A 24139-nucleotide genomic window follows, 5' to 3' on the forward strand; every position below is an offset into this window, starting at 1 on the left:
ATACAATACCTTAAGCGATTATTTTCCTAAAATCAAAGATAGGATTTCCTTACGTTCTTCGCGGTCTTCTTTAAAAATCCCTTTAGCGACAGTTGTCACCGTTTTACTTCCAGGTTTTTTAATGCCACGCATTGTCATGCACATATGCTCTGCTTCAATCATGACAAAAATGCCTTTTGGATGAAGAGCTTCTTCCAATGCTGTAGCCACTTGATCAGTCAAACGTTCTTGCAACTGCGGACGTTTACTTGCTACTTCAACAGCACGCGCTAATTTACTAAGACCTGTAACGCGACCATCACTTGGCAAATAAGCAACATGAGCTTTTCCATAAAAAGGAACCAAGTGGTGCTCACACATTGAGTAAAACGGAATATCTTTAACGAGAACAACCTCATCATGATTTTCGGTAAATATAGCTGTAAATTGATCTTTAGGATCTTCATTCAAGCCTGAAAACATCTCTTGATACATTTTTGCAACACGTTTAGGCGTATCTAGTAAGCCCTCACGTTTTGGATCTTCTCCTAGAGCTTCTAAGAGTTGGTAAACTGCTGCTTCGAGTTTTTCTTGATTTGCCATTTTATTTTCCAATCTTTTTATTTTTTCTATTATAGCTTAATTTTGCTGTCTTGACAAAAGTACAGGACGCACTTGTGAAATGAAGTAAAGTGAGCCAGTAATCAGATAAAAATCATCTTGACTATCCAAATCAATCTGCTTAAGCCAATCTTGCCAATTGGCTACTTTATGGTATTGACTTGGGTATTTTTCCAAAGGCAGTGCATTATGATAAACAAAAGTTGTCACATCCACGTCAGCTAATTGACTAAGCAAGTCAAGCATTGAATCAATTGGCTTAGTATCAATGGCCGCAAATAAAATATGCAAATGCTTATCTTTATACTTTTGCATAACATTAATCAGTGCTTGAACACTTTCGTTGTTATGAGCACCGTCAATCATGACATTTGGGAAGACCAATTCTGTACGACCTACCCAGTGAGTTTTGGCTAAACCTGCTTTAATGATTTCTTTAGTCACTTTTGGATAACGTTCACGCAATTGAAGGGCTGCTGTAATAGCTAGACTAGCGTTGCTGACTTGGTGTTTTCCAGGCATAGCTAAACTAACTTGTTCAAGTCTTTCTTTGCCATGATAATCAAAACCGTTTTCATTTTCTGAAGCAGAAAAATCCTTCCCAAATTCATAAAGTCTGCTATGACATGCTTTTGCCTTCTCAGTAAAAACTTGACGAACATCATCACGCTCAGTCGCAAAGATGAATGGAACTCCTTCTTTTAAAACACCCGCTTTTTGCGCAGCTATTTCCGCATAAGTCTGTCCTAAAATATTCTGATGATCTAAGCCAATTGACGGGCAAAGAACTGCCAACGCTTTGAAAATATTGGTTGAGTCGTAAAGACCACCCATTCCAGCCTCAATAATCGCAATGTCCACTGGATGCATATGCCCAAAATATTCAAACATTAAAACAGTAATAACTTCAAATTCTGTGGCTGGTTCTAAGTCAGTTTCAACAGATAAACGTTCAACAACAGGGCGAACGCGTTCTACCAATTTAAGAAAATCAGCCTCAGAAATCATTTGCCCATTTAAGCTAATACGTTCACGAAAATCAACAATATATGGTGACGTAAATGTCCCAACTTCATAACCAGCTAGTGAGAAAATGTGTTGTAAATAGCTGGTAACTGATCCTTTACCATTTGTCCCAACAACGTGGACAGCGGCAAGCTTTTCCTGAGGATTGTCAAGTTCTTCAAGCATCCAAGCCATTCGTTTTAAACCAGGTTTGATTCCAAATTTTAACTTGCCATGAATCCAATCTAAAGCTTCTTGATATTCCATTTGATGAATGTCCTACTATGACCAAAAGTTGCTGACATTAAAAATAAGATTGAGACATTTACCTCGAAATCTTTCAATGATAAGCTTTTAGCGCATATACCTTTCTCTTATAAAATTACAATAACACTTCTATTATAGCACAAGGAAAGTCGATAGAAACGATTTCTAAAAGAAGCTTTGCTATTTATTCAAAGTGATTTCATAAACGCCACGAACACTATTACAAGCATAAATGTGACTAGCTTTCTTTAAATCATCTTTTGTCAAAAATGCTTCAAACACGCGACCTTCCTTAATTAATTTTTGCCTGCAAATGCCGTCTAAAATTCCCACGTCAACTGGGGGCGTATACCATTTTCCATCGATTTCTAAAATGAGATTACCAATAGTCGTTTCCTGCAGATAACCCTTATTAGAAATAAAGATAGACTCACCAGATAAACTTTGTAAATGCGGACGATAGGTCGTCTTAAAATAAGTAAACGGACTGTCAATTGACTCACTGCGATGAACTAGCTCAGCTTTCAGATAATTTTCTGGCAGGTCTCTAAGTTCTGCTAGCTGGAACTGAATAGCACCAGTTTGCTTCACTAAAATTCGCAAACGATAGTCAGCATCATCTAACTCCTCAAGTTGCTTAGACAGTTTTGCTAAAAAATCTTCTTTTGAGAACGGGTAAGCAAAATACCTTGCCGACTCTTTTAAACGCTTGATGTGTTCGTCTAAATCCACCACTTGCTTATGAGATACCCTAGCGGTTGTGAGTATGTCAAAGTCAGGTTGATTGCGATATAAAACCGCAGCCTTATCACAAGCCTCTTTATACTCATCATCACAGGCACTCCCCCAAGTAATGCCGCCACCAGCACCATAAATAGCCTGATTACCTAGTTTTTGAATGGTACGGATACCGACATTAAAGATAGCATCTCCATTCGGCAGACAAATCCCAATCGTCCCGCAGTAAACGCCTCGAGCTTGCTTTTCTAGCTGATTGATAATCGCCATTGTCGCAATCTTAGGAGCTCCAGTAATTGACCCACAGGGAAAAAGGGCAGAAAAAATATCTAAAAGACTTTTATCTGATTGCAACTGACTTTCAATGGTTGAGGTCATTTGCCAAACTGTTGAGTATTGTTCAACCTCACAAAGTTTTGTTACCTTAACGCTACCGATTTCTGAGATGCGTCCCATATCATTACGTAGCAAATCGACAATCATCATGTTTTCAGCACGATTTTTACTATCATTTGCCAGCCAGATTTTATTTTGCAAATCTTCTTTGGTCCTATAACCACGAGTAATCGTTCCTTTCATCGGACGCGTTATCAAACGATTTCCTTTTTTCTTAAAAAACAGCTCTGGACTAACAGACAAAATAGCAAAATCATCATGTTCGATATAGCAATTGTAAGCTGCTTCTTGAGCAATGACTAAGTGATTATATAAAGTAAAAGCATCTTCCTCAAGCAAACTAGATAACTGCAAAGTGTAGTTAACTTGGTAGGTATTTCCTTGCCTGATTTCCTCTTTAATCCTAGCGATAGCTTTCTCATACTCACCTTTAGTCGTACTTGATTGCCATGATTTTGGCAATTGAATATTTTTTTGAGATTGACACGGGAAAGGCTCTTTTTTAACTTCTTGATGAACCGTAAAATAAGCCAAATACTCACCTGAGAGCGGACGAGTCTTAACTGAAAAATTCTCATCAAAGGCTTGGGCAGCTTCATAACTCACATAACCAATGACATAATATCCTTGCATTTGGTAATTCTCTACCTCTTGCAAAATGAGTTTAACATCCTTTGCTGACTTAGCAGAAAGCTCAATCAAGGGATTTTCAAAAATCAAACGTTGCCCTAATTCCTTAAAATCAACAACAGTCTTTTTGTGCATGTTAGCTCCAAACTACTTATTTTTATGCATCACAATAACTTGTCCTAAAATAAAGACAGCAATGGCAATCCAGATAAAGATAAATCCTTTTAATTGTCCTACAGCTATTGTTTCTTTAAAAATAAGAACCGCAATAATCAACTGAATCGTTGGGTTAATGTATTGGATAAAGCCAATAATATTTAAAGGTGCTCGCTTAACTGCCTCTGCAAATAAAAGCAAAGGAATTGCTGTCACCACACCAGAAATTACCAACAAAACATTTTCCAGTAAAGTATAATCAAGCATACTTTCCTTACTAAAAGCTACCAAATAAATGATGACAAAAGGCAAAACCAGACTACTTTCAACCAGCATAGCAACATCACTGGAGAGTCGAACATTTTTCTTAACCAAGCCATATAAGCCAAAAGATAAAGCTAAAATAATCGAAACCAGTGGCACTTGCCCAGTGTCAAAAGCTAACATTCCAACCCCAAACCCTGCAATAGCAATTGCCAAAAGCATCCACGGACTTAAACTTTCGTGCAAGAAAATCACAGCAAGTAAAATGGAAACAAGCGGCATAATATAATAACCAAAACTCGCCTGAGTTGCTTGACCATGTGCAACTGCAAAGATGTAAGTCAGCCAGTTAATAGCAATCAAAAAGCTCGCCAAAATCATCATGAATAGCTTCTTCTTATCAGCTATCAAACCACCAATCTCACTCTGATAACGCTTGTAATTTCTGGATAGCAGCATGTAAACTAACATGGTAATGACTGTGAAAATGATACGATAAGAAAAGGTGTTATATGAACTAACACCTGAAAGTAATTTCCAATAAAGGGACAAAAAGCCCCACAAAATGTATGTTACTAAACCAAGTAGAAAACCTAAATTAGTCTTTTTCAACAAAAACTCCTTTAGTATCTACATGTAGAGCAACTACTTCACCATCCAAGCCAAGTGATTGAACAGCCTCTAGAACTTTGCTTTCTTGCTCTTTTGGCGCCAAAACCATCACTGTTGGACCAGCACCAGAAAGATAAGTCGCATAGGCACCTGCTTGATGTGCTTTTTCTTTAATCTGAGCAAATTCTTTTACTAATTTCTGACGGAAACGTTCATGGAAGAGGTCTGCTTCAATCGCTTTTCCAGCTTTTTCCAAATCTCCTGTCAAAAGAGCTGCAATCGCAACATTGGCAATTGATGAGGCTGCAACAGCTTCTTTGTAAGAAAATTGAACTGGAAGTACATTACGACTATCACTTGTCTTTAATTCATAATTTGGAATAAAAGCTACAAATGAGGCCTCTGGGAAAGTCGCAACAGCACTGTTAACTTTTCCATCAACATATGATGACACCACAAGATTTCCAAAAATAGCTGGCGCTACGTTATCTGGGTGCCCTTCAATTTTAGTCGCAAGTGTTAACTTTTCATCATCTGACAGGTTCAAGTCAGCCAATTGATTAGCTAACTCAATACCTGCGACAATAACTGATGATGATGAGCCCAAACCACGAGCTAAAGGAATATCAGATACCATCTTAATACGATGTGGTTTTAAATCTGATTTGACTTGCAAAGCTGTCGTAATCAAAAGGTTCGTTTCATCACTTGGAACATCACCCAAATCATGCAAAACTTCCCATTTATTAGCAGCATCTAAAACCTCGATTGTCAAATACTTAGAAACCGCAACACCAACAGAATCAAATCCAGGTCCAACATTAGCAGAAGTTGCTGGTACTGTAATTTTCATATCACTATAATCGCTCAAAAATGAGCCTTCCTTTCACCTTTAAACTTATCGTTTCTTATTCACCCAATACTTTAAGGGTATTTAAAACTTTGAAATCTTCTTCAGCTTCCAATTTTTCAGTAACCGCAGCCAATTGTGTCTTACTCATTGAGTGAGTAATGATAACCACACGCGCACGAGTACCATTTGCTTTTTGTTGAAGTACTTGTTCAAATGAAATATTTTCAGAATTGAAGATTTCAGCTAAACGAAGCAATTGACCTTTTTTGTCAGGTGTATTAATTGCAAAATAGTAATGGCTTGTCACATCTGAAGGATTTGCCATTTTTGTTTCACGAGCAAATTCGTTGAATGATTTACCAACATTACCATCTTTAATACGACGGCAAATGCGGATAATATCAGCTGTTACAGAAGTTGCTGTTGGCTTTTGACCAGCACCTGGTCCATAATACATTGATTCACCGATACCGATAGATTCAACAAAGACAGCATTCATAACGTCATTTACACTAGCAAGTGGGTGAGCTTTTGGCAAGAATGTTGGTGACACTTCTGCTGAAATACCTGATTCAACTTCACGGACGTCGCCGACAAGTTTAATCACATAACCAAGTTTTTGAGCAACCGCCACATCATCAGGTGTGATTGTTGTGATACCCTTGTGAGCCACATCGTCAAAATCAATTGTCATACCAAATCCAAATTGACTCAAGATAACAGCTTTATAAGCAGCATCGATACCTTCAACGTCATTTGTTGGATCACTTTCAGCATAACCAAGTTCTTGAGCTGTCTTAAGAGCATCATCGTAAGTCCAACCTTCATCAACCATCTTAGTCATCATGAAGTTTGATGTACCGTTAAGAACACCCAAAATACGAGTCACTTTATCAGAAGTAAGTGAATTTGCTAGTGTACGAAGGATTGGAATACCACCAGCTACTGCCGCTTCATAATAGAAAGCAACGCCTTTGTCCTTAGCAAGCGCAATCAATTCTTTACCATGAGTAGCAATCAAATCTTTGTTGGCTGAAACAACATTTTTACCTGCTTCAAGAGCTTTTGTGATGAAAGTACGAGCTGGTTCGATACGTCCCATCAACTCAACAACAATGTCAATGCTATCATCACTTAAAATCTCATCAACGTTTGTAACAAAATTATAATCATTTCCGGCAGCCAACAAACGATTTTTTTCTTCATCGTCTTTGACAAGAACCTTAGCGATTTCAATGGTGTCATGAGCTGCTTCCGTAATTTTTGAATGATTTTCTTTCAAAAGGAAAGGAACACCACTAGCAACTGTACCAAAACCGAGCAAAGCAATTTTTATTGACATTTTTTTCTCCTTAGTAAGTAATTTTCGAACGGAAAAGTGATTTTTTCAACCAGCACTTCCTAAAATAAAAACATTTTCTACATTATACCATAAAATTATTCAGAATTTACAGAAAAATAAAGAAGTCTAAAAATCTTTCCCTAATTTAAGGTAAATTCTTTATTCTGTACTAAAAAAGTAGTACAATAAAAGCAGATTTTTGTCTACAAGGGAGATTTTCATGAAAACACGACACAAGCACGAGAAAAAAAGCAAAAAATCACTAATACTCGTCAATATTATTCTATTTTTAGCCTGTATCATAGCTGGCGCCATGCTCTTTTTCACACTAAAAGAGAGTCACTCGATTTTATCAGCAGAAAAAACTGAACAAGTCTCATCAAAATCAAGCAAGCCATCATCGACTGCTCCTTTTACTCAAGAAAGTTCAACCAATCAAACTACTGATAATGATGACGTTAACTGGGTTCAGCAAGATTCAGATGTTTCTCTTCCAATTCTAATGTATCACGCCATTCACGTGATGGCACCCGAAGAAGCATCAAATGCCAACCTTATCGTTGATCCAACAACCTTTGAAAGCCACATCAAGCGCTTAGCTGATGAAGGGTATTATTTCTTGACCCCAGAAGAAGCATATAAAGTTCTAACAGAAAATGTTCTTCCAAACGGAAATGCAAAAATCATTTGGTTAACTTTTGACGATAGTTTATGGGATTTTTACGATAATGCCTACCCTATTTTGAAAAAATATGGTGCTAAAGCAACTAATAATGTGATTACCAGCACCGTTGGAAACCCTGCCAACCTTAGTCTTGACCAAATGCTTGAAATGAAAGAACAGGGTATGTCCTTCCAAAGTCATACCTCTACTCATCCAGACTTATCTGCTAGTGATGACGACACACAAAAATCTGAAATGTCCGATGCGAAAAACTACCTTGACGACAATTTATCACAAGATACCATGACAATCGCCTACCCAGCTGGACGTTATTCAGACACTACGCTTCAACTTGCTGGTGAGCTCAACTACAAACTCGGCATCACAACTAATGAAGGTATAGCTGATAAAAATGACGGTTTATTATCATTAGATAGAATTCGAATTTTACCAGAGACAACCGCAGATAGCCTGATGGCAAGTATTAATCAATAAAAAAAGCCTTGCTTAAGGCTTTTTTTGTACTCAATTATCATCATTAATTAGCTTTTCGAAACATTTTGATCAAGCTATAAATGATATAAGCTAAATTTCCCAAAAACAAGGCTGACCACAGATAAACAAAAACTTTTTGATGGTGCTCAATATTATAAAAAACGGCAACTAGATAAATCACCAAATAAACCAATGACATGATTGGAAATGTTTTCTTCTTTTGCTGCATAACTTACTCTCCCTTTAACCGTCATATCATAACACAATTTGAATACGCTGTCCATATCACCAATGAATTTTTCAATAAGTATTTACATTATCATTGAAAGGGCTATCTCATGAATTTGATACGTTTACATTTTTGGAAAGCGTTTTAGAATCCAGTTCTTTTCCCTAACTTCAATAAGAGAGTGCTATAATAGCCTTAACTAATACTCAGATCCAATTCCCCATTTTGCTCAAAAAGAAAGGATTTTATTATGGTATGTGGTAAAGTTAAGCAAATAAAAGATACAAAAGACAGGCTATTTTATTCCCTCATCTGCCTGATGAAAGACAAAAGTTATGAAGACATCAAAATTAAAGAAATTCTCGAAATCTCCCAAGTTTCAAGAAGAACCTTTTATCGTCACTTCGCTAATAAACAAGAACTCTTAAATTACTATTTTGAAAAGGTAATCGATGAGTATTTAAGAGAGCGCCAAAACTTCGCTCAATCTGACAATTTTGATGACATGCTTGCTAGCTCACTAGAATTCTGGTACCGAAAGCGCAAGATCCTCTCAATCCTTATTAAACACCAACATTTTGACCTCTTCTTTCAAAGATTTGATAATCGTACCAGAAAAATCTTTGACAGCATCACCTTGCCCTGGTTTGCTTACAGTGATGATGTTGCCAAAATTAACTATGCAGTTGAATTTATCGCTGGAGGTTATTACAACGTCCTTCGAAATTGGCTTAGGAAGGAAGAACCTGAGAAACCTGAAGAAATCGCCCAAGATGTTAAACAACTGATTATTAAATTAACTAAGTTCTTCAATCTAGATTCTCATTTAGAAAATAACAAACAAGTAAAAAAACAAGAGCTCTGAGAATTCCAGAGCTCTTATCTTTTTAGTAAAATTAAAACACTTGATGTAACATGACTAAAATGAAAATCAACACGATCAATGATAAGATTTGAATGAATTTGATTTCACTTGCTAAGAGAATTGGGTAACTTCTCAGATTAGTCTTTTTACGATACCATTTTGACCAAAGAATTCCTGCTTCACCAAGAATTAAAGTAAGAAATGGATAAATAAAAAGATTAATTCTACTTCCTTTACCATCCACTAAGCCATTATTAAAATGAAGTGCAATTTCTTCTGGTGAGAGCAAAACTAAGGCGATAGTTACTAGAAATGTAACACCATATAGCAATCTAACATATAACGAGAATCTCTTCATCTGACTTCTCCTAGCAAGTACTGTTACTCAAATTTTAGTCTTCCACTTCACAATTGTCAACAAAAAAACCACCAGTCAATGACTAGTGGTTCTGTTTTATTAGGCTACTTGAGTAGTTACTCTATTATTTAAGAGTGATTGAAGCTCCAGCTTCTTCAAGTTTAGCTTTGATTTCTTCAGCTTCTGCAGTAGCAACGCCTTCTTTAACGTTAGCAGGTGCACCATCAACAAGAGCTTTAGCTTCCTTAAGACCAAGACCTGTAACTTCACGTACAGCTTTGATAACAGCAACTTTTTTGTCACCAGCTGAAGTCAATTCAACGTCAAATGAGTCTTTAGCAGCACCAGCGTCTGCAGCACCAGCAGCAGCTACAGCTACAGGAGCAGCTGCAGTTACACCAAATTCTTCTTCGATAGCTTTTACAAGATCGTTCAATTCAAGGATTGAAGCTTCTTTAATTTCAGCAATAATGTTTTCAATGTTCAATGCCATTGTAGATTCCTCCAAAAATATTAATGTTTTATTAGATAATTGTTTGTAGCCCTAGGCTACCATACGCATTAAGCAGCGTCGTCTTCTTTGTTGTCTGCAACTGCTTTGACAGCAAGTGCAACGTTGCGAACTGGCGCTTGAAGTACAGAAAGGAGCATAGAAAGAAGTCCTTCGCGGTTTGGCAATGATGCAAGAGCAGCGATTTCTTCTTTTGAAGATACAGCGCCTTCGATTGCCCCACCTTTGATTTCAAGTGCTTCAGCATCTTTAGCAAAGTCACTAAGAACTTTTGCTGGTGCAACAACATCTTCGTTAGAAAATGCTACTGCAGATGGTCCTACGAAAAGATCTTTCATTCCGTCAAGACCTGCTTTTTCAGCTGCACGAGTCAAAATTGAATTTTTGATAACTTTAAATTCAACACCGTTTTCGCGAAGATTACGACGAAGAACTGTATCTTGTTCAACTGTAAGACCACGTGAATCAACAACAACGATAGATGCAGCAGCTTTCATTTTTTCAGCAACAGCATCAACTTGTTCAGCTTTTTTAGCAATAATTGCTTCACTCATTAGTTTTACCTCCGTTATTATTTTTGGGCTAGGTACAAAAAAAATCGCACCTAAACCTAGACACGAAAGTACAAATACGTTATTTCATCATTACGTTTTGTGCCTCGGCAGGAATATTACGAGCACGGCTCCCCTGCTGTCTTAGGTCAGTTTCATTACAAAACCTTAATCATTATAACTTAGATTTTTGTTGCTGTCAACACTTTTTTACTTTTTTTGCTTAATTTTTTTATTTTTACTCTTTTCTACTATTTAATAACACGCTAATTGACTTTTGAATTTTTCTAACAGAAACTCTAAAATCATATTATAGTATCATTTTCAAAAATATCAAACGCTTACTAGATAAAAAAATCATATTTTCTGCGCATAAATCTTTGACTTTTACTGACCAAAGGTGTATTATATCCTCAGAAGGTGATTGATAGGAACAATTGATAAATCTCTTTAAATATGACCTCTCTACTCCGATATGTAAAGACTAAAGGGATTTGACCTTCAATCTTCCAAATCATAGCATAATATCATTTGGAATTATTTTAAGAATGAAAAGAGGTAATTATACATGGCAAACAATCAATTTTACGGAAGAGATCCTTTTGGAAATATGGATGATATCTTCAACCAATTAATGGGAAACATGGGAGGCTACAATTCAGAAAATAAACGCTACCTAATCAATGGTCGCGAAGTAACCCCTGAAGAATTTGCTCAATACCGTCAAACTGGTAAACTCCCAGGAAATGCTGATTATCAAGAAGGTACTCCTACTTCTGCACCTAAAGAAGATGGTATCTTGGCTAAACTTGGAACAAACTTAACTGAACGTGCTCGTAACAACGAACTCGATCCCGTTATTGGACGTAACAAGGAAATTCAAGAAACAGCTGAAATCTTGTCTCGTCGTACAAAGAACAACCCAGTTCTAGTCGGGGATGCTGGTGTTGGTAAAACAGCTGTCGTTGAAGGATTAGCGCAAGCTATTGTTAACGGTGACGTGCCTGCTGCTATCAAGAACAAAGAAATCATCTCAATTGATATTTCAGGCCTTGAAGCTGGTACACAATACCGTGGTGCTTTCGAAGAAAACATCCAAAACATGATTAAAGAAGTCAAAGACGCTGGTAATATCATCCTCTTCTTTGATGAAATTCATCAAATTCTTGGAGCTGGTTCAACTGGTGGTGACTCTGGTTCTAAAGGTCTAGCAGATATTCTTAAACCTGCTCTCTCTCGTGGTGAATTGACTGTTATTGGTGCAACTACTCAAGACGAATACCGCAATACCATTTTGAAAAATGCTGCGCTCGCTCGTCGTTTCAACGAAGTTAAAGTTAACGCTCCTTCTGCTCAAGACAGCTTTAATATCTTGATGGGTATTCGTGATTTGTACGAAAAACACCACAATGTTATCCTTCCAGATAACGTTTTGAAAGCTGCCGTTGACTTTTCAATCCAATACATTCCACAACGTAGTTTACCAGATAAAGCAATTGACTTAATCGATATGACTGCTGCTCACCTAGCTGCACAACATCCTGTAACTGATGTTAAATCTTTGGAAAAAGAAATTGCAGAACAAAAAGAAAAACAAGAAGCCGCTGCCGCTAAAGAAGATTACGAAGCAGCTCTTAATGCCAAAGTGCGTATCGAAGAATTGCAAAAACAAATCGATAATCACACTGAAGACAAGAAAGTTACTGCTACCGTTAATGACGTTGCTGAATCCGTTGAACGTCTAACTGGTGTGCCTGTTTCAAACATGGGCGCAAGCGACATCGAACGTTTGAAAGAATTGGCTAGTCGTTTGAAAGGTAAAGTCATTGGTCAAGACGAAGCTGTAGATGCTGTTGCTCGTGCTATTCGCCGTAACCGTGCTGGTTTTGATGAAGGAAACCGACCAATTGGTAGCTTCCTCTTCGTAGGTCCTACTGGTGTTGGTAAAACAGAACTTGCTAAACAATTGGCTCTTGATATGTTTGGTTCAAAAGATGCAATCATCCGCCTAGACATGTCTGAGTACTCTGACCGCACAGCCGTTTCTAAGTTGATTGGTACAACTGCTGGTTATGTTGGTTACGATGACAACAATAACACACTTACTGAACGTGTTCGTCGTAATCCTTACTCAATCGTTCTTCTTGATGAAATTGAAAAAGCCGACCCACAAGTTATCACACTTCTTCTTCAAGTTTTGGACGATGGTCGTTTGACTGATGGTCAAGGTAATACAATTAACTTCAAGAACACTGTTATCATTGCTACATCTAACGCTGGCTTTGGTAATGAAGCTTTGACAGGTCAAGAAGACAAAGATATGAAGATTATGGATCGTATCGCTCCATACTTCCGTCCGGAATTTCTTAACCGTTTCAACGGTATCATCGAATTCTCTCACTTGACTAAGAATGACTTGAACGAAATCGTTGACTTGATGCTAGCTGAAGTTAGCAAGACTATCGCTAAGAAAGGTATTGATTTGGTTGTCAGCGATGATGCTAAACAACACCTTATCGAAGAAGGTTACGATGAAGCTATGGGTGTTCGACCACTCCGCCGTGTTATCGAACAAGAAATTCGCGATAAAATCACTGATTTCTACCTTGATCACACAGATGTTAAACACCTTAAAGCTGATATGGTTGACGGAGAACTTGTTATCAGCGAAAAATAAGCCTATCAAGGCACTCCAATTTCTAAGCACTCCTAATCTCTTAAAAGCTCAACCCAACTTGTTATGGGTTGGGCTTTTTCTACCATAATATAGGACAAGTATGATTTTTCTAAAAACCCCCTAGTACCTTATCATATAAAATGTTACAATATGACTGTTAACTCTATTAGAAAGAAGGACATGGTGTGAATGATTTAGAATACATGCCTCAGAACAGTCGTTTTGAAGCTGTTTTACTCGGATTTTTAGGTGGTGCCCTAGACGTCTATTGCCAAATTCAATTTGACACACTTGTTGCCACCCAAACCGGAAATATTCTTTTTCTTATCGCTGATATTAGTCATAGTTCACTTCATCAGACACTTATCCGTTTGTACTCAGTTTTATTCTTTTCACTCGGATTTATGTTTGGATTGCGTGTACGTGCCAAAGCTAAAACAGCCTTTTGGCGTGCCTATGCTATTTTACCTTTATTAGTTGTAACGATTGCTTTGCCACTATTACCTGAGAATCGTTTACTTTGGGTTATTCTTTTAGCGCTCGGTACTGGTTTACTAACTTTGACATTCTCTGGTAGCCAGATTGAATCGCACGCTTATTCTATTTTAATGACTTCAGGAAATTACCGTAAAATGATTACAGCATGGCACAACTACTTAACTGTTGAAGAAAAAACAGCAAAAATGAAACGACAAGCTGTGAACTATTCTTTGGTCGTTGTTAGCTTTATCATCGGTGCTATCTTTGTCGCGATTGTCCACCATTTCATTCAAGTAAGAACCATCTGGGTAGTATCGCTCACCCTGGCTGCTATCGTTTATCATTACACAAGTGTGGTTATCCGCTACCGCCTTCAAGAAACAAATCTATAATCAAAAAACGTTTGGAAAACTCCAAACGTTTTTATTTTAATTTATCAGCTAATAATTTAATGTCTTCTGGGCGAGTTCGGCAACAGCCACCAACAATCTTAGCGCCAAGCTTGTGCCAAACTTGACTATTTTCACACAGAGTGTGTGAATTATCAGGCAATGATTTCCAAGTCTGTGTTTCTCCGTCATAGATTTCGCCAGAATTTGGATAAGTTACCAAAGGTTTTTGAGAAATTGTATGACTAGCTTTCAACAAATCTGAAATAATCGCTGGTCGGCTACAATTAATCCCAAAAGCAAGGATTTGTTTGCTGCTGTCGCAGAGTTTTGCGACCTCAGTCATTAGCGTTCCATCAGAAATGCTCTGACTATCTTGTGCCGTAAAGGACATGTAAGCTTCCGTATCAGGAAATTCATCAGCCAGCAATTCAACCAAGGCTGTAGCTTCAATCATATTTGGGATAGTTTCAATGGCTAGAAAATCACTTCCCGCCGCCAGCAAAGTCTGAATACGTGAACGATGAAAATCTTTGAAACTTTCTTTTGACAACTGATAATCCCCAGTATACTCAGAACCATCTGCCAAGTAAGCTGCATAAGGTCCAACATCACCAGCAATCAATGGATAGACACGCTTTTTCTTCTCATCGTCTGACAAAGATTGCCAAAAATTTTGGCGAGCTTTTTTAGCCAATTTAACTGTCAAGGCAATAATATCAAGCGCTTCTTTCTCTGACAAACCATAATCTTCTAACCCTTGAACCGTTGCTTGATAACTTGATGTTGTCACAATATCAGCACCCGAACGAAGATAATCTTCATGTAGCTCTTGAATAATTTGCGGATTTTCCAGCAAATATTTTGCTGACCACAATTTTCCTGACACATCATGACCACGATTTTCTAACTCAGTTCCAAGAGCCCCGTCCAAGATAAGATAATCAGTTGATTCTAGTAATTCTTTAAGTTTACCCATAACTTCCCTTCTACCATTTTTTATAACGTAAGTAGTGATACACATAACACAAAGCAATAAATGGAAGTCCAAAATACAGACCTGCTCTTTGCGATGCATCCCAAGCAATTCCGACAATAGAAATTAACAACAGCACAATTGTAAAGTAAGGCAAGACTGGCGTCATTGGCGTTTTGTACGACAACTCATCTAGAGAATGATTCTTCAAAAAACTCTTTCGAAAATTAATCTGCGCAAGAGGAATTGATAGCCAAACGACAACCACAGCAAAACCAGCAATGGATACCAAAGCTAGATAAACCGTATCGGCTGCGTAAATACTTGAAAATAAAGCCAGTACTGCACCAATCATTGATAACAAAAGAGCACGCATTGGCACACCGTGTTCATTGATTTTAACAACTTTTTTCGACAGCATGCCTTCATTGGCTAGTGACCACAGCATACGACTTGAAGCATAAAGCCCGGAATTTCCAGCTGATAAAATAGCTGTTAGGATAACAAAATTCATCATGTCAGCCGCAAATGGAATTCCCATTTTGTCAAAAACATCAACAAACGGCGCCGTTGACACTCCTGCCTCTTTCATTGGCAAAAGTGATGCCAAGACGAGAATGGTCAAAACAAAGAAAATAACCAAACGTCCGATAGTTGTCTTAATCGCCTTTGGCACTGCCTCTTTTGGATTATCGGTCTCACCCGCAGCGATCCCGATGAGTTCAGTTCCAGAAAAAGCATAATTAACCGCCAACATCACTGAAATCAGAGCAGCAAAACCTTTTGGAAAGGCACCATTAGCTGTTAAATTAGTAAATAAAATTGCCTGATGTTGCCCATCAAAACTAACCAACCCAAACATAGCACCAAGTCCTAAGATGATAAAAATGATGATTGCAATAACTTTAATCGAAGCAAAAAATGACTCAGCTTCCGCAAAACTTCGCACACTTAGTGCATTAATGGCAAAGATAACCAACGCAAAAAATGTCGCAAAAATCCAAGTTGGCACATCTGGGAACCATCGTCCCATTAGCATTGCCGCTCCTAAGAATTCTGTTCCGAGAGCAACTGTCCAACAAATCCAATATAGCCAGGCAACTGTAAATCCAGTACCAGGACTGATAAATTTTGTGGCATAGGTGTGAAATGATCCTGTAACAGGCATAGCAACAGCTAATTCACCCAAGGATAACATCACCAAATAAACAACAACCGCGCCAACCAGATAAGATAAAACAGCCCCTAAAGGACCTGCCTGAGCAATCGTGTAACCAGAACTTAAAAACAAGCCTGTCCCAATAACCCCACCTAAAGATAACATAAACAAATGTCTACTAGTCATCTTACGCTGAAATTGACCTTCATTTTCAAAATTATGATTTTCCATATACGCCTCTCAATCCGTAATATATCTATCATATCACAAGATTTTAAGAAATGATAATAGTGTTTAACTATCAATCCATTAGTTAAAAACTATAGCATTAAAAAAAGCCTGAATATTTTCATTCAAGCTTTCATCATTACAATTCTTCCAAAATACTGTCCCATGATTCATCTAAACCAGTACGGTCAACTGATGAAAAGACAATAAATTTATCAGATTTATCAAAATTCAATTTTTTCTTAATAGCTGATTCGTGTTTATTCCATTTACCACGTGGAATTTTATCAGCTTTTGTTGCTACCACGATAACTGGAATTTCATAGTACTTCAAAAATTCATACATCTGAATATCATCAGCACTTGGATCATGACGAAAATCAACCAAACTAACAACAGCACGTAAGTTATCACGGCTAACAAGGTATTCTTCAATCATTTTGCCCCATTTAGCACGTTCAGCTTTTGATACCTTAGCGTAACCGTAACCTGGAACATCGACAAAACGCAATTTATCATCAATATTGTAGAAATTTAACAATTGCGTTTTACCAGGTTTACTAGAAGTACGCGCTAAGTTCTTACGTCCTAAAAGCGTGTTGATAAAACTTGATTTTCCAACATTAGAACGTCCAGCCAAAGCAATCTCTGGTAGATCATCTTGCGGATAATGTGATTTGTTAGCTGCACTTAACAGAAGTGAGGCATTATGGGTATTTAAATACTCAGTCATTCTCTTCTCCTTAGGCAATCTCTAAAATAGGTTTATCTTTACCTTCAACAGCATCTTTGGTGATACGAACCTTAGTAACTTCATCACGACTTGGAATTTCAAACATGATATCCATCATCGTTTCTTCAATGATAGAACGAAGTCCACGCGCACCTGTCTTACGTTCGATAGCTTTGTTTGCGATAGCTTGAAGGGCATCTTCATCAAATTCCAATTCAACACCATCATATGATAGAAGTGTTTGGTATTGTTTAACCAAAGCATTACGAGGTTCTGTCAAGATTCGCACCAAATCATCTGTTGTCAATTGTTCAAGCGCAGCAACGACTGGCAAGCGCCCGATAAATTCTGGAATCAAACCGAATTTTTGAATATCTTCTGAGATGATTTCTTGCATATAAGAAGCATCTTCATCAATCTTACGGTTATTTTGTCCAAAACCAATAACTTTTTCACCAAGACGTTGTTTAACAATGTCTTCGATACCATCAAAAGCACCACCAACGATGAAAAGGATATTCTTAGTATTGATTTGAATCATTTCTTGGTTAGGGTGTTTACGACCACCTTGTGGTGGCACGCTAGCAACTGTTCCTTCAATGATTTTAAGAAGGGCTTGTTGAACACCTTCACCTGAAACGTCACGAGTGATTGAAACATTTTCGCCTTTTTTGGCAATTTTATCAATTTCATCCACGTAGATGATACCACGTTCTGCACGTTCAATATTAAAATCAGCCGCTTGAATAAGTTTCAAAAGGATGTTTTCAACGTCCTCACCAACATATCCTGCTTCTGTCAATGATGTCGCGTCAGCAATCGCAAATGGAACGTTTAAACTTTTCGCCAAAGTTTGGGCAAGGAATGTTTTCCCTGAACCAGTTGGTCCGATTAATAGGATGTTAGATTTTTGTAATTCAACATCTTCTTCATCACGACTTTCGGCAAAAGAAACACGTTTGTAGTGGTTATATACAGCCACTGCGAGGGCACGTTTAGCGCGTTCTTGACCTACAACATATTCATCGAGGGTTGCTAATAATTCTTTTGGTTTTGGAACTTCAGCCAAATCTGCGAGAACTTCTTCTGCTAACTCCTCTTTAATAATCTCTTGGGATAAAGCCACACATTCATTACAGATAAATACGTTATTTCCGGCAATGATTTTTTTTACTTCGTCTTGGCTTTTTCCACAAAATGAGCAATAAACTTTTACATCATTTGTTCGATTTCCAACCATTTTTCGTTCTCTCTAACTTTATACTTTCTCTATTTATTAAAACAAGGTACCATACACGGCATGAATGGTATTTACTACATTAGTAAAGGCATTCAAAAACAAAAGGACAGCTAACCCATAACGTTTTTTTCTAAGTGCTGGGAGAGCACACAAAAAACAGATAACTGCTAGTAGAGCCGTGAACACACCAAAAATACTTCTCTGCATTCCTTTCTCCCTGTGTTATTTTTATTTTTCAAAAACTGTAATCGTAAAATCGTAGGCGTTTTTGTCATCTTTTTCGTTAAATGACTCTGAAACCTTTTTAAAGGCTTTTAAATCAAGATCTGGGAAATAAGTATCACCTTCAAATTCACCATGAACCGTTGTCTTAACGATAGCATCACAGTATGGCAAAAAAGTTTTATAGATACTTGCCCCACCAACGATATAAAGGGTTTTGTCGTGAGTTTTAAACCAATCAAGGACTTGTTCTACATCATGAACAACTGTCACACCATCGGCTTCAAAGTTTTTATCACGTGTCAAAATCAAAGTTTCGCGACCTGGTAAAATGCGACGTTTCATCCCATCAAAGGTTACACGTCCCATCAACAAGGCTTGTCCCATCGTTGTTTCTTTAAAATGTTTCAATTCTTTTGGGAGACGCCAAGGTAATCTATCATCTACCCCGATTAAGCGATTTTCATCTTCCGCCCAGATTGCAACGATTTTCTTTGTCATATTGTCCTCTCATTCATTACTTTCATTTTATCAGATTTCCTATAAAAATGCTGAGATGCGATACGAAAGCCACTGAAAAAGATTAAATAGCCAAATCAAATTTCAATTGCGGTTTAACGGGTTCGTAATCAACTAATTCAAAATCTTCTGGTTTAATATCAAAGAAATCTGTTCCATCAGGCACATTCAAAACCAAACGCGGTTGACAGTCAGTTGGTTGACGGCGTAATAATTCTTCTGCTTGCTCAAATTGATTGTCATAAATATGAAGGTTATTTACAAAATAGAAGAATTTACCAACTTTCCAACCAAAATGTTTGGCAATCATCATTTGAAGCGCTACGTATTGCATGGCATTGATGTGATGAGAGACCAACATATCATTTGAGCGTTGTGTCAATGTCGCATCAAGGTAAATATCACCGTCAACACGACGGACATCATACATAGTTTGGAAAGCACATGGCAAAAGCCCGTCTGTATTTTCAAAAGCTTCGTAATCCCAAAGCGAGATAACATTGCGACGATTCCATGGATTTTCTTCGAGTTGTTTTAAGATTTTACGAATAATATCGTGTTTTTTAACAACTGCACCATAGCGTTCGCCGATTGTACCAGTGCCATCAACTTCCCAATCATTCCAATATTTAACATTATATTTGTCATTTAATACTGAAAGATCATTGGTTTGATCTTGATAAATCCAGAAGATTTCGCGGATAGCACTTTTAATGGGAATAGGACGAAGTGTTGTAATTGGGAACTCACCTTTACTAAGGTCGTATTCCGCAAAAGCACCTGTTACATATTTTGAATTTGCTTGTCCACCACTTTGGTACACAGGACGTGCATTCTCTGAAAATACCCCTTCATTCATAATTTTTTTGATATTTTCTTTAAAAATAACATCTGCTTTTGTCATGCTATCCGCTCTCCTTTGATTGTATTGATTTTTTGAAAAAATCGTTCCTTCCTATTTTATCTGAAAACAAGCAAAAAATCTAGCATTTTAAACAAATTAATATGGATTCACAATCTACTTTGAAGGATAAAACAAACAAATTTTTTATAGGGCATTTTGCCAACTTTATGTTAAAATTATCTTTGGACAATTAGTCACGCCGTAAATTTAATAAAAAAGAATTTCCTATTTAAGAGGTTTTCCCCACTTTTTAAAAACTTGTTAGGCCAGTAAGAATGAAGATAAAGTTCCTAACATTTATTGGAAATTCAATAAAGAGAAAGGTTTTTTCATGAAAATTGGTATTGATAAAATAGGATTTGCAACAGCGCAATACGTGCTGAATATGGACGACTTGGCCGAGAGCCGCAATGTTGATCCAGATAAATACAGCAAAGGTCTCCTATTAAATAATCTAAGTATCACACCAGTCAATGACGATATTGTGACACTTGGTGCTTCTGCAGCAGAAAGTATTCTAAGCGAGGAAGATAAAAATACTATTGATATGATTATTGTGGCAACAGAATCATCTGTTGATCAAAGTAAAGCTGCTTCTACTTATATTCACAGTCTCTTGGGCATCCAACCTTTTGCTCGTAGCATTGAAATGAAAGAAGCTTGTTATGGTGCAACAGCAGCGCTTGATTACGCTCGTTTGCACGTTCAAAAACACCCAGAATCAAAAGTTTTAGTTATCGCTTCAGACGTTGCTCGCTATGGTGTTAACACCCCTGGTGAACCTACTCAAGGTGCTGGTAGTGTTGCTATGTTGATTTCAAAAGACCCACGAATCTTGCTACTTAATGACAACTCAGTTGCCCAAACGCGCGATATTATGGATTTCTGGCGTCCGAACTACTCTACTACCCCTTACGTCAACGGTATTTACTCTACAAAACAATATCTTGACATGTTGAAAACGACTTGGGCAGAATTTCAAAAACGCTTCAACACTTCTCTTGCAGATTTCTCAGCCTTCTGCTTCCACCTTCCATTTCCTAAGTTAGCCCTTAAAGGCTTTAACAAAGTGATGGATAAGAATCTACCAGAAGACTTTAAAGAAAAACTCAAGGAAAACTTTGAAAGCACTATTCTCTACAGTAAAGAAGTCGGAAATATCTACACTGGTTCACTATACTTAGGTCTTCTTTCACTTCTTGAGAATTCTAAAAATCTTGTAGCTGGAGACCAAATTGCCCTCTTCAGCTATGGTAGCGGTGCTGTCGCAGAAATCTTCTCAGCAACTTTGGTTGATGGTTTTAAAGACATGCTACAAACTAACCGTTTAGAAACTCTTAAAAAACGCATTCGTTTATCTGTTGAAGACTACGAAAAATTATTCTTTGAGGAAGCTGCTATCGATTCAGAAGGAAACGCAAATATCCCTGAATACAAAACAGGTGCATTTACCCTCAAAGAAATTCATGAACATCAAAGAATCTATGGTAAAGTAAATGACAAATAAAGTGACTTGGGGAGGATTCTCCAAAAAAACGTTGGCTGAACGCCTTGAACATCTGGAAAAAAATGAACTCATTAGCGCAGAACGCTTAGAAAGCTTAAAAAACAATGAGCTTCTCTCACTAGGAACTGCTAATCAAATGGCCGAAAATGTCTTAGGAACTTTTTCACTTCCATTTTCACTAGCGCCAGATTTTCAAATCGATGATAAAACTTTCAATGTTCCAATGGTAACCGAAGAACCTTCTGTGGTTGCTGCTGCAAGCTTTGCGGCTAAAATCATCAAACGTTCTGGAGGTTTCAAAACTCAAGTTCACTCTCGTAAAATGATTGGGCAAGTTGCCCTTTACGACGTTCCAAATAAAAGTGCTGCTAAAAAAGCCATTGTTGAACACACAGAACAATTAATTAGCCTAGCAAATGATGCGCACCCTTCTATCGTTAAACGTGGAGGTGGTGCACGCGAATTGAGTATCGATGAAAAAGATGACTTTTTGATTGTTTACCTAACGGTTGATACTCAAGAAGCTATGGGCGCTAACATGGTTAATACTATGATGGAAGCTTTGGTGCCAAGCTTAGAAGAGTTATCAGCCGGTAAAAGTTTGATGGCCATTTTGTCAAACTATGCAACAGAATCTCTTGTTACCGCTGACTGTCAAGTTGACCTTCGATACCTCAGCCGTAACAAAGAGGAAGCTCAAGCGTTAGCTAGAAAATTCCACTTAGCTAGCAAATTAGCCCAAGAGGATGTTTACCGTGCAAGCACGCACAACAAAGGTATTTTCAACGGTATTGATGCAGTCGTTATGGCAACTGGAAATGACTGGCGTGCTATCGAAGCTGGTGCTAACACTTACGCTTGTAAAGATGGCCAATACCGCGGTTTAGCAACTTGGACCTTTGACGAAGAAGCGCAAGTTCTCCGCGGTCAATTGACTCTTCCAATACCAATCGCAACACGTGGTGGCTCAATCGGACTGAATCCAACAGTTAAAATTGCGCACGACCTTCTTGGTCACCCAGACGCTCGTCAATTAGCACGTATCATCGTTTCTGTTGGCTTAGCCCAAAACTTTGCTGCTATTAAAGCTTTGACTTCAACTGGCATTCAAGCTGGTCACATGAAATTACAAGCTAAATCCCTTGCACTCCTTGCTGGTGCCAAAGATAAAGAAGTCTCTGAAGTGGTTAAAGCTTTACTAGAAGCTCCACATATGAATTTGGAAACTGCGCAGCACATCTTACTAAACTTGCGAAATTAAAAAAATAATTTAATAAGTGAGTCGTGTCTAATGGGCATGGCTCATTTTCTATTTTCAAGCTCGTGAAAAACTGCCCACTGAGCTTAACTCGCTTTTCAATTTCTAGGCTCGTGAAAAACCTATCCAGTGGATAGGTTTTTTCTTGACTTTAATTTTCGATAATTATATAATCTAGTTATTAATACTAGATAAAGAGGTAAATATAACTTTATGAAACCAAATTATCCAAAATGGTCTGAATTACCAGAGATTGATTTGTACTTGGACCAAGTACTTCTTTACGTTAATCAAGTTGGAAAAGCCAATCAACAGGATGAAAAAGGCTTAACAGCTTCTATGATAAATAATTATGTCAAACATGGTCACTTAGAAAAACCTGTTAAAAAGAAATACAATCGTAAGCAAGTGGCTAGATTGATTGTTATTACAGCATTGAAAAATGTTTTTTCTATCCAAGAAATCAGCCAAACTTTGGCACTCTTGACCGCTGAAGACCAGTCACAAAAACGCTACGATGACTTTGTTGCTTGTATGAATGGTGAAAAAGTTGATAATTTACCTCCTGTGGTTGTCTCAGCTTGTCAAACGTTAAAATTGTATTTTCAAACCCATGAATTGGTTCACGCATTAGAAGGAGAATCCCATGAAAGCTAGCATGACTTTAAAACTTAGTAAACGTCTTTCTTTTGGTGAAGAGGTTGCAAATAGTGTCACTCACGCTGTCGGTGCTGTTGCAATGCTGGTACTCTTGCCGATTACAGCTATTTACAGTTATCACCACTATGGCATGCAGGCTGCTGTTGGGATGTCAATTTTTGACATTAGCCTGTTTTTGATGTTCATGTCATCAACAATCTACCATTCAATGCAATATGACTCACCACAAAAAATTGTTCTACGTATTATTGACCATAGTATGATTTATATTGCTATTGCTGGTTCTTACACACCAGTTGCTCTTTCACTTGTTGGTGGCTGGTTAGGTTACTTAATCATTATCTTGCAGTGGGGAGCAACCATTTTTGGCATTCTTTACAAGATTTTTGCTAAAAAAATCAATGATAAATTCTCACTCTTTCTTTATTTGCTAATGGGTTGGTTGGTTGTCTTTATCATTCCAAGTATTATTAGTAAAACTGGTGTTGTCTTTTGGAGTTTGATGCTGGCTGGTGGTTTAGCTTACACAATTGGTGCGATTTTCTACGCTAGAAAACGTCCTTATGACCACATGATTTGGCATTTGTTCATCCTGCTTGCATCTATCTTACAATACATCGCAATCGTGTATTTCATGTTGTAATATAAAAA

General features: G+C 37.5%; 24 protein-coding genes and 1 other annotated feature. Of the genes, 8 read left to right on the top strand and 16 right to left on the bottom strand.

Annotated elements, in window-relative coordinates; all coding sequences use genetic code 11:
- Nucleotides 1-18: 18 nt before the first annotated feature.
- The 6 genes from folE to BMX18_RS00780 form a co-directional block, all read right to left on the bottom strand.
- Complete coding sequence (folE, locus tag BMX18_RS00755; protein WP_093814629.1) at nt 19-582, bottom strand: GTP cyclohydrolase I FolE; 564 nt, start codon at nt 580-582, stop codon at nt 19-21.
- A gap of 36 nt (nt 583-618) precedes the next feature.
- Entirely contained in the window at nt 619-1872 is a 1254-nt protein-coding gene (locus BMX18_RS00760) for a bifunctional folylpolyglutamate synthase/dihydrofolate synthase (protein ID WP_093814631.1), read from the bottom strand.
- Between the two features lie 180 nt (nt 1873-2052).
- Nucleotides 2053-3771: an aminodeoxychorismate synthase component I gene (gene pabB / locus BMX18_RS00765; protein ID WP_093814633.1), complete on the bottom strand. Its 1719-nt coding sequence runs from the start codon at nt 3769-3771 to the stop codon at nt 2053-2055.
- 12 nt (nt 3772-3783) lie between these two features.
- On the bottom strand, nt 3784-4668 hold the full coding sequence (gene rarD, locus BMX18_RS00770) for an EamA family transporter RarD (protein ID WP_093814635.1): 885 nt from the start codon (nt 4666-4668) through the stop codon (nt 3784-3786).
- Nucleotides 4655-5521: a homoserine kinase gene (thrB, locus tag BMX18_RS00775; RefSeq protein WP_093815143.1), complete on the bottom strand. Its 867-nt coding sequence runs from the start codon at nt 5519-5521 to the stop codon at nt 4655-4657. The genes rarD and thrB overlap by 14 nt, the downstream gene beginning before the upstream one ends.
- A gap of 55 nt (nt 5522-5576) precedes the next feature.
- Complete coding sequence (locus tag BMX18_RS00780; RefSeq protein ID WP_074560293.1) at nt 5577-6863, bottom strand: homoserine dehydrogenase; 1287 nt, start codon at nt 6861-6863, stop codon at nt 5577-5579.
- 220 nt (nt 6864-7083) lie between these two features.
- Here BMX18_RS00780 and BMX18_RS00785 point away from each other — a divergent pair, with 220 nt between their 5' ends.
- Nucleotides 7084-8022 (top strand): polysaccharide deacetylase family protein, encoded by a 939-nt coding sequence (locus BMX18_RS00785; protein WP_074602104.1) that lies wholly within the window; start codon nt 7084-7086, stop codon nt 8020-8022.
- Nucleotides 8023-8065: 43 nt separating this feature from the next.
- Here BMX18_RS00785 and BMX18_RS00790 read toward each other — a convergent pair whose 3' ends face one another.
- On the bottom strand, nt 8066-8251 hold the full coding sequence (locus BMX18_RS00790) for a hypothetical protein (RefSeq protein ID WP_006531287.1): 186 nt from the start codon (nt 8249-8251) through the stop codon (nt 8066-8068).
- Between the two features lie 250 nt (nt 8252-8501).
- Between BMX18_RS00790 and BMX18_RS00795 the strand changes: the two genes are divergently transcribed.
- Nucleotides 8502-9116: a TetR/AcrR family transcriptional regulator gene (locus BMX18_RS00795; RefSeq protein ID WP_074602106.1), complete on the top strand. Its 615-nt coding sequence runs from the start codon at nt 8502-8504 to the stop codon at nt 9114-9116.
- Between the two features lie 31 nt (nt 9117-9147).
- Here the strand turns inward: BMX18_RS00795 and BMX18_RS00800 are convergent, their stop codons facing one another.
- The 3 genes from BMX18_RS00800 to rplJ all read right to left on the bottom strand — a co-directional run bounded on the left by BMX18_RS00800 (nt 9148) and on the right by rplJ (nt 10539).
- Nucleotides 9148-9474 (bottom strand): DUF1648 domain-containing protein, encoded by a 327-nt coding sequence (locus BMX18_RS00800; RefSeq protein WP_093814637.1) that lies wholly within the window; start codon nt 9472-9474, stop codon nt 9148-9150.
- A 124-nt stretch (nt 9475-9598) separates the two neighbouring features.
- Nucleotides 9599-9967 carry a 50S ribosomal protein L7/L12 gene (gene rplL, locus BMX18_RS00805; RefSeq protein WP_004232036.1) on the bottom strand — a complete coding sequence of 123 codons (369 nt, stop codon included), beginning with the start codon at nt 9965-9967 and terminating at the stop codon, nt 9599-9601.
- A gap of 68 nt (nt 9968-10035) precedes the next feature.
- On the bottom strand, nt 10036-10539 hold the full coding sequence (gene rplJ, locus BMX18_RS00810) for a 50S ribosomal protein L10 (RefSeq protein ID WP_039696786.1): 504 nt from the start codon (nt 10537-10539) through the stop codon (nt 10036-10038).
- A 29-nt stretch (nt 10540-10568) separates the two neighbouring features.
- Nucleotides 10569-10703, bottom strand: a sequence feature (ribosomal protein L10 leader region).
- Between the two features lie 401 nt (nt 10704-11104).
- On the opposite strand from rplJ, the gene BMX18_RS00815 reads away from it, so the two are divergent.
- Nucleotides 11105-13213 (top strand): AAA family ATPase, encoded by a 2109-nt coding sequence (locus tag BMX18_RS00815; RefSeq protein ID WP_093814639.1) that lies wholly within the window; start codon nt 11105-11107, stop codon nt 13211-13213.
- Nucleotides 13214-13416: 203 nt separating this feature from the next.
- Nucleotides 13417-14085, top strand: a complete 669-nt coding sequence (locus tag BMX18_RS00820; protein ID WP_074561098.1) for a YoaK family protein — start codon at nt 13417-13419, stop codon at nt 14083-14085.
- Nucleotides 14086-14116: 31 nt separating this feature from the next.
- Here BMX18_RS00820 and mmuM read toward each other — a convergent pair whose 3' ends face one another.
- The 6 genes from mmuM to BMX18_RS00855 form a co-directional block, all read right to left on the bottom strand.
- A complete protein-coding gene (gene mmuM / locus BMX18_RS00825) occupies nt 14117-15061 on the bottom strand; it encodes a homocysteine S-methyltransferase (RefSeq protein ID WP_093814641.1) in 945 nt (314 codons plus the stop codon).
- Nucleotides 15062-15071: 10 nt separating this feature from the next.
- On the bottom strand, nt 15072-16448 hold the full coding sequence (locus BMX18_RS00830) for an amino acid permease (protein WP_093814643.1): 1377 nt from the start codon (nt 16446-16448) through the stop codon (nt 15072-15074).
- A gap of 136 nt (nt 16449-16584) precedes the next feature.
- Nucleotides 16585-17178, bottom strand: coding sequence for a ribosome biogenesis GTP-binding protein YihA/YsxC (yihA, locus tag BMX18_RS00835; protein ID WP_093814645.1), 594 nt, complete (start codon nt 17176-17178; stop codon nt 16585-16587).
- A gap of 10 nt (nt 17179-17188) precedes the next feature.
- The gene (gene clpX / locus BMX18_RS00840) at nt 17189-18418 is read right to left on the bottom strand and encodes an ATP-dependent Clp protease ATP-binding subunit ClpX (RefSeq protein WP_093814647.1); all 1230 of its coding nucleotides are present in this window, start codon (nt 18416-18418) and stop codon (nt 17189-17191) included.
- A gap of 228 nt (nt 18419-18646) precedes the next feature.
- Nucleotides 18647-19141: a dihydrofolate reductase gene (locus tag BMX18_RS00850; RefSeq protein WP_074560308.1), complete on the bottom strand. Its 495-nt coding sequence runs from the start codon at nt 19139-19141 to the stop codon at nt 18647-18649.
- Nucleotides 19142-19223: 82 nt separating this feature from the next.
- Nucleotides 19224-20063, bottom strand: coding sequence for a thymidylate synthase (locus tag BMX18_RS00855; protein WP_039696780.1), 840 nt, complete (start codon nt 20061-20063; stop codon nt 19224-19226).
- A 331-nt stretch (nt 20064-20394) separates the two neighbouring features.
- Here BMX18_RS00855 and BMX18_RS00860 point away from each other — a divergent pair, with 331 nt between their 5' ends.
- The 4 genes from BMX18_RS00860 (at nt 20395) to BMX18_RS00875 (ending at nt 24131) form a co-directional block, all read left to right on the top strand.
- Nucleotides 20395-21570 carry a hydroxymethylglutaryl-CoA synthase gene (locus BMX18_RS00860; RefSeq protein WP_074602113.1) on the top strand — a complete coding sequence of 392 codons (1176 nt, stop codon included), beginning with the start codon at nt 20395-20397 and terminating at the stop codon, nt 21568-21570.
- Nucleotides 21560-22831 (top strand): hydroxymethylglutaryl-CoA reductase, degradative, encoded by a 1272-nt coding sequence (locus BMX18_RS00865; protein ID WP_074602115.1) that lies wholly within the window; start codon nt 21560-21562, stop codon nt 22829-22831. The genes BMX18_RS00860 and BMX18_RS00865 overlap by 11 nt, the downstream gene beginning before the upstream one ends.
- Nucleotides 22832-23041: 210 nt before the next feature.
- Nucleotides 23042-23485: a DUF1836 domain-containing protein gene (locus BMX18_RS00870; protein WP_074560313.1), complete on the top strand. Its 444-nt coding sequence runs from the start codon at nt 23042-23044 to the stop codon at nt 23483-23485.
- A complete protein-coding gene (locus tag BMX18_RS00875; protein WP_074602117.1) occupies nt 23475-24131 on the top strand; it encodes a PAQR family membrane homeostasis protein TrhA in 657 nt (218 codons plus the stop codon). Before BMX18_RS00870 ends, BMX18_RS00875 begins: the two co-directional genes overlap by 11 nt.
- Nucleotides 24132-24139: the final 8 nt, after the last annotated feature.

This window comes from Streptococcus sp. 45 (genome assembly GCF_900108865.1).
Lineage (GTDB): Bacteria > Bacillota > Bacilli > Lactobacillales > Streptococcaceae > Streptococcus > Streptococcus ruminicola.